This is a genomic window from Ruegeria sp. BC2, assembly GCF_056539245.1.
Window position 1 is genome coordinate 277,435 of the sequence record NZ_JBQFUQ010000001.1, and the last position, 13,778, is coordinate 291,212.

Annotated in this window: 14 protein-coding genes; 6 read left to right on the plus strand and 8 right to left on the minus strand. The window is 60.2% G+C overall.

The genetic code is table 11. The annotated features are described in order from the left end of the window. The first annotated feature begins 1 nt into the window (after position 1). The 3 genes from ACR0CU_RS01340 to ACR0CU_RS01350 all read left to right on the plus strand — a co-directional run bounded on the left by ACR0CU_RS01340 (position 2) and on the right by ACR0CU_RS01350 (position 2,087). Positions 2 to 226 carry a DUF1150 family protein gene (locus ACR0CU_RS01340; RefSeq protein WP_093964659.1) on the plus strand — a complete coding sequence of 75 codons (225 nt, stop codon included), beginning with the start codon at positions 2 to 4 and terminating at the stop codon, positions 224 to 226. A 107-nt stretch (positions 227 to 333) separates the two neighbouring features. Beyond that, entirely contained in the window at positions 334 to 1,221 is an 888-nt protein-coding gene (locus ACR0CU_RS01345; RefSeq protein WP_170444611.1) for a PhzF family phenazine biosynthesis protein, read from the plus strand. Further along, the gene (locus ACR0CU_RS01350; RefSeq protein WP_170364811.1) at positions 1,218 to 2,087 is read left to right on the plus strand and encodes a glycosyltransferase family 10 fucosyltransferase; all 870 of its coding nucleotides are present in this window, start codon (positions 1,218 to 1,220) and stop codon (positions 2,085 to 2,087) included. Before ACR0CU_RS01345 ends, ACR0CU_RS01350 begins: the two co-directional genes overlap by 4 nt. Positions 2,088 to 2,124: 37 nt before the next feature. On the opposite strand, the gene ACR0CU_RS01355 is transcribed toward ACR0CU_RS01350, so the two are convergent. The 4 genes from ACR0CU_RS01355 to trxB form a co-directional block, all read right to left on the minus strand. Continuing rightward, complete coding sequence (locus ACR0CU_RS01355; RefSeq protein ID WP_170340578.1) at positions 2,125 to 2,682, minus strand: hypothetical protein; 558 nt, start codon at positions 2,680 to 2,682, stop codon at positions 2,125 to 2,127. 194 nt (positions 2,683 to 2,876) lie between these two features. Further along, entirely contained in the window at positions 2,877 to 4,595 is a 1,719-nt protein-coding gene (locus tag ACR0CU_RS01360) for a bifunctional sulfate adenylyltransferase/adenylylsulfate kinase (RefSeq protein ID WP_170444614.1), read from the minus strand. Between the two features lie 195 nt (positions 4,596 to 4,790). Further along, positions 4,791 to 6,482: an adenylate/guanylate cyclase domain-containing protein gene (locus ACR0CU_RS01365; protein ID WP_480642302.1), complete on the minus strand. Its 1,692-nt coding sequence runs from the start codon at positions 6,480 to 6,482 to the stop codon at positions 4,791 to 4,793. Positions 6,483 to 6,591: 109 nt separating this feature from the next. Further along, the gene (trxB, locus tag ACR0CU_RS01370) at positions 6,592 to 7,533 is read right to left on the minus strand and encodes a thioredoxin-disulfide reductase (RefSeq protein WP_480642304.1); all 942 of its coding nucleotides are present in this window, start codon (positions 7,531 to 7,533) and stop codon (positions 6,592 to 6,594) included. Between the two features lie 222 nt (positions 7,534 to 7,755). On the opposite strand from trxB, the gene ACR0CU_RS01375 reads away from it, so the two are divergent. After that, positions 7,756 to 8,256: an Lrp/AsnC family transcriptional regulator gene (locus ACR0CU_RS01375; protein ID WP_093964666.1), complete on the plus strand. Its 501-nt coding sequence runs from the start codon at positions 7,756 to 7,758 to the stop codon at positions 8,254 to 8,256. A 122-nt stretch (positions 8,257 to 8,378) separates the two neighbouring features. Here the strand turns inward: ACR0CU_RS01375 and ACR0CU_RS01380 are convergent, their stop codons facing one another. From ACR0CU_RS01380 to lgt, 4 genes are all read right to left on the minus strand, one after another. Beyond that, positions 8,379 to 9,161 (minus strand): Hint domain-containing protein, encoded by a 783-nt coding sequence (locus ACR0CU_RS01380; protein ID WP_170357143.1) that lies wholly within the window; start codon positions 9,159 to 9,161, stop codon positions 8,379 to 8,381. A gap of 731 nt (positions 9,162 to 9,892) precedes the next feature. Then, positions 9,893 to 10,651 (minus strand): peptidoglycan editing factor PgeF, encoded by a 759-nt coding sequence (gene pgeF / locus ACR0CU_RS01385; protein WP_170357144.1) that lies wholly within the window; start codon positions 10,649 to 10,651, stop codon positions 9,893 to 9,895. After that, positions 10,648 to 11,715: a class I SAM-dependent methyltransferase gene (locus tag ACR0CU_RS01390; protein WP_170444623.1), complete on the minus strand. Its 1,068-nt coding sequence runs from the start codon at positions 11,713 to 11,715 to the stop codon at positions 10,648 to 10,650. Before ACR0CU_RS01390 ends, pgeF begins: the two co-directional genes overlap by 4 nt. Further along, complete coding sequence (gene lgt / locus ACR0CU_RS01395; protein WP_170444626.1) at positions 11,712 to 12,599, minus strand: prolipoprotein diacylglyceryl transferase; 888 nt, start codon at positions 12,597 to 12,599, stop codon at positions 11,712 to 11,714. Before lgt ends, ACR0CU_RS01390 begins: the two co-directional genes overlap by 4 nt. A gap of 97 nt (positions 12,600 to 12,696) precedes the next feature. Between lgt and ACR0CU_RS01400 the strand changes: the two genes are divergently transcribed. Beyond that, complete coding sequence (locus ACR0CU_RS01400; protein WP_093964673.1) at positions 12,697 to 12,945, plus strand: accessory factor UbiK family protein; 249 nt, start codon at positions 12,697 to 12,699, stop codon at positions 12,943 to 12,945. A 322-nt stretch (positions 12,946 to 13,267) separates the two neighbouring features. Continuing rightward, positions 13,268 to 13,768, plus strand: a complete 501-nt coding sequence (locus ACR0CU_RS01405) for a type III secretion system chaperone family protein (RefSeq protein WP_170444629.1) — start codon at positions 13,268 to 13,270, stop codon at positions 13,766 to 13,768. Positions 13,769 to 13,778 lie beyond the last annotated feature (10 nt).

Sequence of the window (13,778 nt, forward strand, 5' to 3'; positions counted from 1 at the left end):
CATGAATACACCGTATGAAATCAACACCGAAGGCAATCGGATCGTCTATGTGAAGGCTGTGAACGTGGCCAACCTGCCGCACGAGGTGCGCACGCAGGTGGGTGATCTGGATCATCTTTATGCCGTTCACGATTCAGATGGGCAGCAACTGGCGCTTGTCGCCGATCGAAAGCTGGCCTTCGTACTGGCGCGGCAGCATGACCTGTCTCCGGTGGCCGTGCACTGACACGGCCACAGACCGATTCAACGTGACAAGCGGCGCGTGAGGCGTCAAACATGCCACCCGCGGGTTTGCATTCCCGGCACTTTCTGACTGCAGGCACGAGAGGGCGCATGAGCTGGTTCGATTTCGATTGGGTGGATGCTTTCAGCGACACGGCATTCGGCGGAAATGGCTGTGCAGTCGTGCATGGTGGCGCGCATTTGCCGGAAACGGTCTGCACGGCGTTTGTCCGCGAGACGTCTTTGGTAGAATGCACGTTTACCGGCCCATCGGATGTGGCGGATATCCGAGTGCGGTATTTCCTGGCCAGCCGTGAAATTCCCTTTGCCGGACACCCGACCATAGCGACCGTGGCTGCCATGCGCTCCCGAGGAATGATATCTGCTGACGCACTGACGCTGGAAACCGGAGCAGGGATCTTGTCGATCGAGCTGCATGGCGACCAGATCGAGATGACCCAGATCGCGCCCGAATTCGGCACGCGGGTGCCGGAAGACCTTGTTGCAGCTGCGATCGGCCTACCTGCAAGTGCGATCATTTCGCCGCCGCAGATGGTTTCGACCGGGCTGCCGTTCTGCATTACAGTTCTGCGGGATCACGCAGCCTTGCGCGCGGCACAACTGAATGTGGATGCGCTGCAACGGGTGGCGGAAACTGCCGGATATGCCGGGTCCGACATGGCCGAACCCTTTCTGGTGACCCTGCAGGGGGCCACGGCTCAAGGGGATACGTTCTCGCGTCTGTTGCTGGCGCCGCCCAGCCCGCCCGAAGATCCGTTCACCGGCTCCGCCACCGGCGCAATGGCGGCTTACCTGTGGAAATACGGGCTGATGCCGAAAGACAGCTTTATCGCCGAACAGGGCCACGACATGGGCCGTCCCGGCCAGGCGACCGTAACGCGGGTCGGGCCAACGGATGCGATGACGGGCATCAAGGTTGCCGGGCGCGGGTTCGTCCTGATGCGCGGACAGACCGACCTGCCGGACAGCCTGCAATGACCGAACCTGCGATCGCGATTCTGCCCTATGGCCACCGTCTGGGGCCGAAACTGGCCTCGGTTCCGCTGGCAGATCTGAATTGGCCGCTGGGCTGCCCCGAGCGCCTGTCAGGAAAGACCGTTGGTGACCTCGCGCCCTCCGACCACCTGATCATGTATCCCAATTCCACTGTACACCTGCGCCTGCGACGCGGCACGCGGGCTCGGATATCGCTGATGATGGGCGAGCCATCGGCCATACATGGCAAGCACGATCGGATGCTGCGCTGGACCTGGCGGCGTTTTTTCCGGGTGTTCACCTTTCACGACGTATTGCTGAACAGCCTGCCCAACGCGGTTTTCCTGCCCTACGGCGTGACCCAAGTTCCCGAGTGGCAGGATCTGAGCGTCGTCAAGACGCGGTCATGTTCGCTGATCGCGTCGGCAAAGCGCGATCTGGAGGGGCACCAGCTGAGGCACAGGCTGATCGATTGGGCCCGCGACACAGGCGCTGACATCGACATCATGGGCCGCGGCTATCAGCCGTTCGAGAACAAGTCAGACGGGTTGGCACCTTATCGTTATTCGGTCGTCATCGAAAACGTGCGCGAGAGGAACTACTTCTCGGAGAAGCTGATCGACGCCGTTCTGTGTTCGACAGTCCCGATCTATTGGGGGTGCCCCAATATCGGCGACTTCCTCGATACCGAGGGGATGATCCTGTGCGAAACCGAGGCGGACATCCAGCAGGCCGTGCAAATGCTGTCGGGTGAAGACTATGAAAAACGCCTGCCGTATCTGCGGGCGATGCAACCGCAGGCCGCCATCTATGGAGAGTTCGAACTGAGGGCCGCCGAGGCCTTGCGGGATCAGCTTTCAGCAGGCTGACTGTGCCGAACGCGCACTTTGGCTGTGCCGGAGTGGGTCAGTGCCGCGAGACACGTTCCAAGTAATCGATCGCGTCCTGCAATTCCTCCAGAATGTCATACCAGCCATCCACGTCGTTCAACCGGCGGAACTCGGCTTTGACCGAGTCGTGGTGCATCATGTCCTTGGCCTCTTTGAGACTGTCGCGCGCCGAGTCTGGCTCCATGTTGCCGGCAGCGGTCTTGGCCGCATCAATGACCTCAAGGATCTGACGAAGACGGGTCGTGCCGGGCGTCGGCGGAACCGGTGGTACGACAAGCCCCAAAGGGTGATCCTGGGGTGGCGGCTGCAGTGTATCCAGCGCCTTTTGAATCTTGGCTTTGATCTTGTCGCATTCCTTCACCCAATCCGCGTAGGTGCGGATCGATTTCAGAAGGTCCAGCAGCCAGTCTATGGGGATAAATGGTGTCAGGCCCCCTGCCATAGCCGGCGAAGCCATCAACGCCGGAAGTTGCAACCGGGAAAACTGGGCGATCTTGTAGTCGGCAATTACCGCTGCGCGATTGTCTCCCGCAAACATGGCTCCGCCATCGTCGGTATTTTTCTGAGTTGCCATATGTTCACCCTCCCAAAGGATGCAGACAAATTATGTCTGCTCAAAACATGCGAAATAGTAGCATTTTTTGGATGAAACGTCGAACGACCGCCAATCTTCGCGGATGGAAGGGGGGTGTTCAAAGCAGTGTTCTGGAAATGAAAGACCCCCGGAGATGTCTCCGGGGGTCAGTGTTGACAGCAGTTGGCTGTGGCTCAGGATCCGGCGATCAATCCCATGCTTTCCAGCTTCAGCAGAACCTGGTGGGCGCAGTTGTCCACGTCCACATTCTCGGTCTCGACGCGCAGTTCCGGGTTTTCCGGCACGTCGTAAGGGTCCGAAATACCAGTGAACTCTTTGATCTTGCCTTCACGCGCCAGCTTGTACAGGCCCTTGCGGTCGCGGCGCTCGCATTCCTCGATGCTGGTGGCCACGTGAACTTCGCAGAACGCGCCGAATTGCTCGATCTCCTCACGCACGGCGCGGCGGGTGGTGGCGTAGGGCGCGATCGGGGCACAGATGGCGATGCCGCCGTTCTTGGTGATCTCGGAGGCCACATAGCCGATGCGGCGGATGTTCAGGTCCCGGTGTTCCTTCGAGAAGCCCAGTTCCGAGCTGAGGTTCTTGCGGACAATGTCACCGTCCAGCAACGTGACGGGACGGCCGCCCATCTCCATCAGCTTGACCATCAGAGCGTTTGCGATGGTCGATTTGCCCGAGCCCGAGAAACCGGTGAAGAAGACGGTAAAGCCCTGCTGGCTGCGCGGCGGATAGCGGCGGCGGAGCTGCTCGACCACCTCGGGGAACGAGAACCACTCGGGGATCTCAAGCCCCTCGCGCAGACGGCGGCGCAGTTCGGTGCCCGAGATGTTCAGGATCGTGACGTTGTCGCGGTCCTCGATCTCGTCCGCGGGTTCGTACTGGGCGCGTTCCTGCACATAGACCATGTGTTTGAAATCGACCATCTCGATGCCGATCTCGTCCTGGAATTTGCGGAACAGGTCCTGGGCGTCATAGGGGCCGTAGAAATCTTCGCCCTGGCTGTTCTTGCCGGGGCCGGCATGGTCGCGGCCGACGATGAAGTGGGTGCAGCCGTGGTTTTTGCGGATCAGGCCGTGCCAGACCGCTTCGCGCGGCCCAGCCATGCGCATCGCCAGGTTCAGCAGGCTCATCGTGGTGGTCGAGGCCGGGTATTTGTCCAGCACCGCCTCATAGCAGCGCACGCGGGTGAAGTGATCGACATCACCGGGCTTGGTCATGCCCACAACCGGGTGGATCAGCAGGTTGGCCTGCGCCTCACGCGCGGCGCGGAAAGTCAGTTCCTGGTGTGCGCGGTGCAGCGGGTTGCGGGTCTGGAAAGCCACGATGCGGCGCCAACCGACCTTGCGGAAATAAGCGCGCAACTCGTTCGGGGTGTCGCGGCGCGCCTTGAAATCATAATGCACCGGCGGCTGGATGCCGGTCACGGGGCCGCCCAGATAAACCTTGCCTGCCACGTTGTGCAGGTAGTTCACGGCCGGATGCGCATCATCATCGGCACCGAACACCTTCTCGGCCTCACGCGATTTGTCCGGGGTCCAGCGGTCGGTAACGGTCATGGTCGCCAGAATCACGCCTTCCTGGTCGCGCAGCGCAATGTCCTGACCCAGTTCGATCTGATCGGCGAAATCTTCGTTCACATCCAGTGTGATCGGCATCGGCCAAAGGCTTCCGTCGGCCAAGCGCATGTTTTCGACGACGCTGTCATAGTCTTCCTGACTCAGAAAGCCCTTTAGCGGGTTGAACCCGCCATTCATCAGCAATTCCAGATCACAGATCTGGCGCGGGGTCAGGTCCCAGCTGGTCAGGTCGGAGGCTTCGACTTTCAGCTTTTGGGCGGACTCATAGGAAACATACAGTTCTGGGATCGGAGCCAGGTTACTCAACATCGTCATCGCAATACTCTTGAGGCAGTGTGGTCAGTCAGTGATTCAGGTGCATTTCCGGGCCATGTGCCCCGGTCGTCAGTCGAAGTCCATATACATTCATGAAACAAAGGAGGATATGCGCGGTTTTTCCCCGGAATGGAAGGTTTTTCCGGGCCGGAACCGAAAAAGCGACGAAAATCCCACCGGATGGGGACAATATCGTCAACCGGCGGCGATCTGTTCTGGTGAGGTCAGAAGTTGGTCCAGATCCAGAGCGCGCTCGACCGGCAGGGCAGGGACGGGCTCGGTTACGCCCCGGAGCTGGAACAGACGCAGGTCAAGGCCATCGGTCTCAAACCCGGCCGCGCGCAGCACGGCTTCCGAGACCAACAGCTCAGCCCCGAGCGCCTTGGTTTCTCCTTCCAGCCGACTGGCGACATTCACGGCGTCACCGATGATGGTCCGCGCGGCGTGGCCGGCAGCGCCGATCTCTCCCAACACAAGGTCGCCCAGGTGCAGGCCCATGCCGATGCGGATCTCGGGGCTGTTTTCCTGGGACAGCTGCTGGTTGAACTGCGCAAGCGCATGACTGATGTCGATCGCAGCTTTCAGGGCAGAACGGGCCGAGCTGGACGTGTCGGGTGTTTCGAACACGGCCAAAAGGCCATCGCCCATGTATTTGTCGACGACCCCGCCGTCTGCGGTAATGGCTGGAACAATGGCGTCAAAGAACCGGTTCAGCAGGAACACGATGTCATAGGGCAGTTGCCCCGTTGTGCGCGCGGTAAACCCGCGCATGTCCAGAAAAAGCACGGCCAGTTTTCGCTCTTGCCCCTGGCTGGCATGCGCCCGCTGACGTCCACCATCCGGCCGGAAAACGCGGAAAACCGTCAAGGGGCTAGAGGGGCGGACCTGGCAGGCAAGGCGCGTGCGCTGTGTGGCCCCCACGGCCTTCAGGCTGCGGGCTTCGACCTCGCTGGGCGGTGGCAGTGACTCGGCGCCATCCTCGACGATGACGCGGCAGGTCGTGCAGCGCCCCCGGCCGCCGCACAGTGCAGTATGCGGAATACCGTTGGCTTGTGACATCTCAAGCAGCGTCATGCCTTTCTCTGAGGTCACTTCCGGCCCATCGACATATCTGACGCGCACCGAGTGTCGTCTACGCCAAAGCTTGCCTCCGAAATGGAACGCAAGAGCTGCACCAAGCGCGATCCAGAAGGCCATCAAGGCGTTGTCCTTGACGCTGAACAAAACCTGGAACTCTTCGGGGCCGGGCCAGTTGTAATGCTCAATATACTGTTCGCGTAGATCCGGATCCGCAAAATCCATCCAGATGCGCCGCCCTTCGGTCAGCAAACCGGCCAGGGCAAAGCTTGGGATGAAGACGGCAACTCCGATCAGATAGGGTACGGTTTGGCGCCACCACGAAGTCAGTCGCAGCCAGATATGCAGTCCGATGCACCCGTGTATCCAGACGATCAGCATCAGCAGACTTTGCATCCAGATGGCCGAATTTGGCCACATCAGAATGATGATGTAGCCCATCTCGTCATTCACGTCGAAAACCTGATGCGCATAGCGTGTCTGTACGATGTGCGAAATCAGTTGCAGCGGAATGAGAAGGCCAAGAACGATCTGCAGGCCCGTATGAAAGGGCATTCGCAGGGTTCGGCGCTGGGCGATCGACACCAATGCCAGACCCGCATGTACGATCAGGGCAAGATACAGGACAGCGCTGCCAATCGAATGGCGCGTGACCGTTTTCCGAGAGTCCTGCATGTCATGCAGGTAGTCGGTGTGAAACAGCCCCAACCCGATATTGATGAAGTGGAAGAAAGCAAAGACAAACAGCACAAGACCACTGATGATCCTGAGACGGGTCGCCCAACTGCCCTGCCAAAGGGGAGTGTTCAAAAGATCACCTGAAATCTGCCGCGCTCGGGGCAAGTCTGCGTTGCCGCGCAGTGCGGGTCAAGGTGCCAGAGGAGGCGGTACGCAGCGCCGAAGACGCTGCGCGTCGCGGTCATTCCTGTTCGGCAAGGAACCGTTCGGCATCCAACGCCGCCATGCAGCCCATTCCGGCCGAGGTCACGGCCTGCCGGTACACATGGTCGGTCAAGTCACCCGCCGCGAACACGCCGGGGATCGAGGTCTGCGTGGTGCCCGGCTTGGTTTTGACATAGCCGCCCATATGGGTTTCCAGCACGTCCTTGACCAGTTCGTTGGCAGGGGCGTGGCCGATGGCGACGAACACGCCCTTGCAGGGGATCTCGGTGATTTCGCCCGTCTTGACGTTCTTCACCCGCACGCCCTCGACGCCCAGCGGGTTATCGGTGCCGATCACTTCCGCCAGCTGGTGGAACCACAACGGCTCGATCTTGTCGTTCTTGAACAGGCGGTCCTGAAGGATCTTTTCGGCGCGCAGTTCGTCCCGGCGGTGGATCAGCGTGACCTTGCTGGCGAAATTGGTCAGGAACAGCGCTTCTTCCACGGCGGTGTTGCCGCCGCCGATCACCACGATCTCCTGCCCGCGGTAGAAGAAGCCGTCACAGGTGGCGCAGGCCGAAACACCGAAGCCCTTGAATTTTTCTTCCGACGGCAACCCCAGCCATTTGGCGCGCGCACCGGTCGCCAGGATCACCGCGTCGGCGGTATAAATCGTGCCGCTGTCGCCCTTGGCGGTGAAAGGACGTTTGGACAGGTCCAAGTCGTTGATGATGTCGCCGATCACCTCGCAACCCATGGCCTTGGCGTGATCCTGCATGCGCACCATCAGGTCGGGGCCTTGAACTTCGGTGTCGCCAGGCCAGTTTTCGACCTCGGTGGTGGTGGTCAGCTGGCCGCCCGGTTCGATGCCCTGCACCAGAATCGGGTTCAACATCGCGCGGCTGGCATAGACGCCCGCAGTGTATCCGGCAGGCCCCGATCCGATGATCAGAACCTTGGTGTGTCGTGTCTCGGCCATGGAACCCCCACTCGATTATTGCCTGAGCGCCGTCGTGGGCGCCGGGCTTCGATATAGCGATAGCATCGATCGGCTTAAAGCCCCTTCGTCTCACGCGTCCGTCATGTGGTTCCAAGGTGCCGGCTTGCCTGATCGACAGACAAAGATTATTGCGCAGGTGCGAAAGAATATTGCGCATGGCACCTGCGCTGATATAAGAACCGAAAATTTCAGGAGCACCGCATGGTCACGACACGGCTGGACGAGATCGACCGAAAGATCCTTGCAGAACTGCAGGCAGACGGACGAATGACCAATGTCGAGCTCGCAAAACGTGTCGGAATCTCGGCCCCACCCTGCCTGCGGCGCGTGCGCACGTTGGAGGAGGCTGGCTTTATCCGAGGATACCACGCCGAGGTCAACGCCCGTGAACTGGGGTTCGAAGTTCAGGTCTTTGCGATGGTTGGCCTTGAAAGCCAGGCCGAGGCGGAATTGCGGGCGTTCGAAGACCGCTGCCGAGACTGGCCTCTGGTTCGGGAATGCCACATGCTGAACGGCGAGGTCGACTTCATCCTGAAATGCGTCGCCCCCGACCTCAGCAGCTTTCAACAGTTCCTTACGGGTGAGTTGCTGACCACGCCGAACGTGGCCAGCGTCAAGACTTCGCTTGTCATCCGCGGTGCAAAAGACGAACCCGGCGTGCCGTTCGACGTATTGGAAGAACGGATGAACCGGACGGCGTAAAGCCGGCGCGTCTGGTTTGCGATGCGCATGGCGGGAGCACCGCCACGATGGCCAGAGAAATGGCCCAACTCAATAAAATCTGCATGTTGCCCCCCAAAATGCAGTGGTGATGGTTAAAGCTGTCACGCCGTGATGGCGTCGATCTCGCCCTCCCCGGCGCGTGCCATAAGCAGCGGACCGAAATCGTGCAAGGAATGGATATGCGCGAACAGGTTCAGGTAGATCGAGCGCAGCGAGTGGCTCATCATCCGGACCGCGTTCACGCCGGGATGATAGGTTTCGAACTGCAGCCCGTCGACATTGATGACCGCGTGGCGTTCCAGGCAGATGTGGAACAGCTCGACCGGAGTGGGCGGCTGCGTTTCGATCACGGACATGCCGTCCTGAAATTCGGCAACGGGTGTCAGCATCGGCTGGCCACCTCCGAGATGCCTTAGATGCGCCGGCGTCGCCAGCAAGCGGGCTGCGGGGCCGGCAATGACGCCGGACAATGGTTTTTGCATGCCGAACGTGTCTGCCATGATGCGGGTCAAAGGGCGTGTCCGCCCGCGCGAGTCTTCGCGGCCAGGTACCAAAGTGACCGAGCCTTTCCACAACACCTTTTCGGATGCGCCGGTCTGGGTCAGGACCGTGTCGCCCGGCATCAAGTCCTCGATGGCGACCGGGCCGTGTTCCGTCTCGACCAGAGACCCACGTGTAAAGGCGCAGAACGCGTCTTCGAAAACGGGCAGCGCCGGTGCGATGTGGCGAGTCTGCGAAACTTCCCCGTTTTTCAGCAGCGCACTCACCTCGTATCGACGCAGTTGCGCCTTCTGTTTGGTGCCTGGACGCGGTGCTTCGCGCAGCAATGCCGAAGTGTCGAGGGCATTCTGCGCGGCACGTGCCAGTGAATTTGGAATGGTCATATTATTCCGTTCCTTCCAATACGCCGAACAGGCGGGAAACATCCCCGTGGAGGCCCGCCTGACAGCTTGATTCTTTGTCTTGAAAAAAGTGCGCCACCTCCATGCGGGTACCGACATGGCCGCGCATGGCGAATGGATTTCGCATTCGTTTGGTCAACACAATGACCCCCCAGACAAACTCGTACACTGCGAACGTAATTGTCCGCACACAAACGCCCTGAAAAACGTCGGCTGCGAATACCAGCCTCGGTTCACGCACCGGCCCAGAGCAGCTTCCGGTGCGCGTCTTGCCCTGTTGAGGCCGGCAGCTGGCCCCAGAGGAATTTCGTATCAGCGTCGCGCGGCCAACCGGCGCACGACCCTTGCAGAGTGACTGGAAACCCGCTTCCAGGGCATTTCCGGTTGTTGGTCCCTGGTGGCCGCGACAACGGCGCGAAGAAAGCGAGATTTCAACTTCATATTCATGTCCTGCTCGAAGTTCGGGCCTAAGCCCTTTTCCCTTTGTAAAGCCAATGTGACGCGTCTTTGCGGCAGCGATGTGGCTGTTCCGGGATCAATTGAGGACAATGATGAAGTCTTGCGGCACCCCCTGAGTTCGGATGCCAGAAATCAGACGTTCGGAGAACGGATAACCATCTGAGCACTGGCAAAAATTAACAACGATTCTGATGACAGATAGACACAATAAATGTGGCGGAAAAGTGGCGCTTTCGCCTTAATTCGGTCGATCTTTACAATCGTATGGCGGAAATCAGGCGGCCGTAATCCGCCTCGCCGGCGTGGGTCGCGCGCCGGTAGGAATAGAACTTGTCGGGATCCGAATAGGTGCAATGCCGCGTCCATTCTGCCTGCCCGACGCCGGCCTGACGCAGCTTGTGAAGGCCAAAGGCCGGCAGGTCGAAATGCATCCGGTCGCCTTGCCCATTTGCAAAGAAACGCGCGTTGTCCTGGCTTTCCAAAAGGAAGTCTTCCAGAAACTCGGGGCCAACCTCGTAGGCGCGCTGCGAGATCGTCGGGCCGATGACGGCGATGATGTTTTTGCGGTGCGCGCCCAGCGCCTCCATGGCGTCCAGCGTCGCCTCAAGGACGCCGTCCAGAGCACCGCGCCATCCCGCATGTGCCGCCCCGATCACTTTCGCTTGAGGATCCGCAAACAGCACCGGCTGGCAGTCGGCCGTCAGGATCGTCAGCGCGAGGCCCGGCGTTGCGGTAACGATTGCATCGGCCCTTGGCTTCTCGCCTGCAATCGGCTTGTCGACGGTGATCACGTGTGGGGAATGTACCTGATGCACGCCGACCAATGCATCCAGTTTGACGCCCATGGCCTCGGCCACTCTGCTTCGGTTCAGCGCGACCGCCTCGCTCAGGTCGGACGAGCCCGTGCCACAATTCAGCCCGCTGAAGATACCGGACGAGGCGCCGCCCTTGCGACTGAAGAACCCGTGTCGAATCGGTGACAGCAAATCCGAGGTCAGAATTTCCAGAGTCATGTCCCAAGTCCCGATGGTGGCATCGCAGTTTTCGGGTAGAGGCCCAGCACCTTGAACAGGTTTCCCATTTCCTCTGGGTGCGTCAACCGCCGATGTGCCCGAACCAGCGTTTCCAGTTTTGATCCCGTCAACGCGCCGGCCAGAGATTGTGCGCGTTGGGTGATGCCCAGACGCTCAAGAAACACACCCTGAGGCGTCAGCCGCGTATGGGCGCAGCCCGTCGCGCCCGCCGCCAATGCCAGCGTTTCGAAATCCACATGTGCAGTCAGGTCGGCCTGACCCGGTGTGGCGAGCGGGTCGACGTATTCGTGCCCCTTGACAGCCTGCAACGTGTTGCCCAGCGAACGCCAGTCGCCATAGTCGATGACGAGAGCCATACCACCGTGGCTACGGATGATGCGGGCCGTTTCGGTCACGATGGGAACCGCCGCCGCGCACAGCTCGACCAGATCACCGTCCCGTGTATCCTCGAGGCGCGTCGCCAAGGCCGCTTGCGTCGCCCTCGGGCCAAGGCCGAATGCCAGCTGATCGCCCTGCAGGCCCACAAGACGTTCGCACCAGCCGTCGCCGTCGCGCAGAAACTGGCGGATGGGCAAAGCGTCGAAAAATTCATTGGCCACAAGAAATATCGGAAGCTCTGGGAGATCGCCCACCAAAACGATCCAGTTCGGTGCGTGCGCATCCAGGGCCTCGGCCTGAAGTCCGCGCAGAACGGGCGAGGCTTCGAGCAATACCACCTGCGCGGCGTCGTGAAACCCGGGCACGCCCCGGGTGGCCCGCAGAATATCGGCCATGAGTGTTCCGCGCCCCGGGCCCAGCTCGGCCAGCGCAAACCGGTCGGGTCTGCCTTGATCAATCCAGCCCTGCGCGAGACAAAGACCAATCACTTCGCCGAACATCTGGCTGATTTCCGGAGCGGTGACAAAGTCTCCATGCGCGCCGAACGGGTCGCGGGTGGTGTAGTAGCCGTGCGTTGGATGCAGAAGGCATTCGGCCATGTAGTCCGCCACGCTCATCGGCCCGTCTTGCCGGATGCGGTCGGTCAGATGGCCAAGCAGGCTCATGCCACCCGCCGTGCCCGTAGGGCGAACCACAAGCCGACTGCGATCATCGGTACAGATAGGATCTGGCCCATCGTCAGGCCGTAGCCGCCCACATGCCACGCAAGTCCCAGCGGGTTTCCGACCGAGACGAATTGCGCATCGGGTTGACGAAAGAACTCGACGATGAATCGCGAAGCGCCATAGCCCGCCAGAAATACGCCCATGATGCGGCCGGGCCAATGAAATGCGCCGCGCCTATAGACCAGCCACAACAAAAGCAGGCCCAACAGCACGCCTTCCAGTGCAGCCTCGTACAACTGCGACGGGTGGCGGGCGCAAAGTCCGGCAGCGACATTTGCGCAATCCTGAGCTGCCGCGCCGGGAAAGATCACCGCCCAGGGCAGTTCGCTGGGTCGGCCCCAAAGCTCGGCATTGACGAAATTGGCCAAACGACCAAGCAACAGGCCGGGGGGAACGGTATGGGCGATCAAGTCGGCCAGCGAAAGCAAGGTGGCCGAATGGCGACGCGCAAAGACCAGCGATGCGATCACCACACCCAGAAGGCCACCGTGAAAGGACATGCCACCCTGCCAGACCTTCAGGATCTCAAGCGGGTGGGACAGGTAGTATTCGGGCTGATAGAACAGAACAAAACCCAATCGCCCGCCGATGATGACCCCTAGGATGATCCAGGTGATCAGGTCCTCCAACTGGTCCGGTCTCAGGGGCGGGGATTGATCCGGCCACAAAGCGGGACGGCGCACGGCCATCACCGCCATGCGCCAAGCGATCAGGATGCCCGCGATATAGGCCAGCGCATACCACCGCAGCGCGAACTCGATTCCGAAGGCGGAAATCGAGAACAACTCGGGCGACAGATCGGGGAAATTCAAAACAGCTTGCATGTGCGTCTCATTGCCCGGGGTTGGCTGACCAAGTCAACCTTGAGACTGGGCTCTCTATCCCCCATATAGAAGGCATTCGCGATTCCGGAGTAGACACATGCAAACCCGCAACAAGTTTCTGGACGATATGTCCCAGTTGATGACCAACGCAATGGGCGTGGCGCAGGGTGCGCGGGAAGAGGCTGAAACGGCGATGAAGTCCTTGGTAGACCGCTGGCTGGCGGATCGCGACTTTGTCACGCGTGAAGAGTTCGATGCCGTCCGCGCGATGGCCCAGAAAGCGCGCGAAGAAAACGCGGCGCTGGAAGCGCGGATCGCCGCGCTTGAAGCGAAGCTGGACAAATAAGCCCAGCCGCACATCGGCATTTCAAAATTTTCGGCAAGACCCTACACCGCTCAACCCGCGCTGGGTTTCGCAGTGTGGGGAGTCTCGCCGCATTGCGAAAATAAATCAAGGCAAAGCTGCAGGGTGCGCCAATATTTTGGTGGCCGTTGCCAGCTGTCCACAACTTATTGCTGTTATCCCCAAGAATGGGGGTTGCCAGAGTCCCAGCCACAGCGCACCATATTTAGTACAGGCCTATGGGGGAAGCCCGGCTTGTAGAGCAGGCAACTAGCGCTGGGGCGCTGCCAGCCCCGAAATGCTAGGTATTAAGTGAGGTGGCACCATGGCACTTTCCGAGCAGTATTTCGAAGAAGACATTCATCCGATTGATATTGTCGAACATCTGGCTGAACACCACGATTGGGATTTCGACCGGATCGGAGACGACCAGATCGCAATGGCGGTCGAAGGACAGTGGCGCACCTACTCGATCACGTTGGCCTGGTCTAACTATGATGAGACCTTGCGAATGGTCTGCTCGTTCGAGATGGAGCCGCCCGAGGAGCGGGTTTCCGATCTCTATGAACTGCTGAACCGCATGAACGACCAATGCTGGGCAGGCGCCTTCACCTACTGGGGCAATCAGAAGCTGATGGTCTACCGCTACGGTCTGGTGCTGAGCGGCGGGCAATCGGCCAGCCCTGAACAGATCGACACGATGATCACCGCCGCGGTCCTGAGCGCCGAGCGTTACTATCCTGCGATCCAGTTGGTAACCTGGGGCAACCGTACGCCCGAGGATGCGATGCAAGTCGCCATTGCAGAGGCTTACGGCCGCGCGTAAAGCTTTGCCC

Excerpts from the sequence above, each read along its gene's own strand:
- ACR0CU_RS01400 (WP_093964673.1), top strand. The coding sequence starts at position 12,697 with ATGCAAACCCGCAACAAGTTTCTGGACGATATGTCCCAGTTGATGACC.
- ACR0CU_RS01390 (WP_170444623.1), bottom strand. The coding sequence starts at position 11,715 with ATGAGCCTGCTTGGCCATCTGACCGACCGCATCCGGCAAGACGGGCCG.
- ACR0CU_RS01345 (WP_170444611.1), top strand. The coding sequence starts at position 334 with ATGAGCTGGTTCGATTTCGATTGGGTGGATGCTTTCAGCGACACGGCA.
- ACR0CU_RS01350 (WP_170364811.1), top strand. The coding sequence starts at position 1,218 with ATGACCGAACCTGCGATCGCGATTCTGCCCTATGGCCACCGTCTGGGG.
- ACR0CU_RS01360 (WP_170444614.1), bottom strand. The coding sequence starts at position 4,595 with ATGACGATGTTGAGTAACCTGGCTCCGATCCCAGAACTGTATGTTTCC.
- ACR0CU_RS01375 (WP_093964666.1), top strand. The coding sequence starts at position 7,756 with ATGGTCACGACACGGCTGGACGAGATCGACCGAAAGATCCTTGCAGAA.
- ACR0CU_RS01355 (WP_170340578.1), bottom strand. The coding sequence starts at position 2,682 with ATGGCAACTCAGAAAAATACCGACGATGGCGGAGCCATGTTTGCGGGA.
- lgt (WP_170444626.1), bottom strand. The coding sequence starts at position 12,599 with ATGCAAGCTGTTTTGAATTTCCCCGATCTGTCGCCCGAGTTGTTCTCG.
- pgeF (WP_170357144.1), bottom strand. The coding sequence starts at position 10,651 with ATGACTCTGGAAATTCTGACCTCGGATTTGCTGTCACCGATTCGACAC.
- trxB (WP_480642304.1), bottom strand. The coding sequence starts at position 7,533 with ATGGCCGAGACACGACACACCAAGGTTCTGATCATCGGATCGGGGCCT.
- ACR0CU_RS01380 (WP_170357143.1), bottom strand. The coding sequence starts at position 9,161 with ATGACCATTCCAAATTCACTGGCACGTGCCGCGCAGAATGCCCTCGAC.
- ACR0CU_RS01340 (WP_093964659.1), top strand. The coding sequence starts at position 2 with ATGAATACACCGTATGAAATCAACACCGAAGGCAATCGGATCGTCTAT.
- ACR0CU_RS01405 (WP_170444629.1), top strand. The coding sequence starts at position 13,268 with ATGGCACTTTCCGAGCAGTATTTCGAAGAAGACATTCATCCGATTGAT.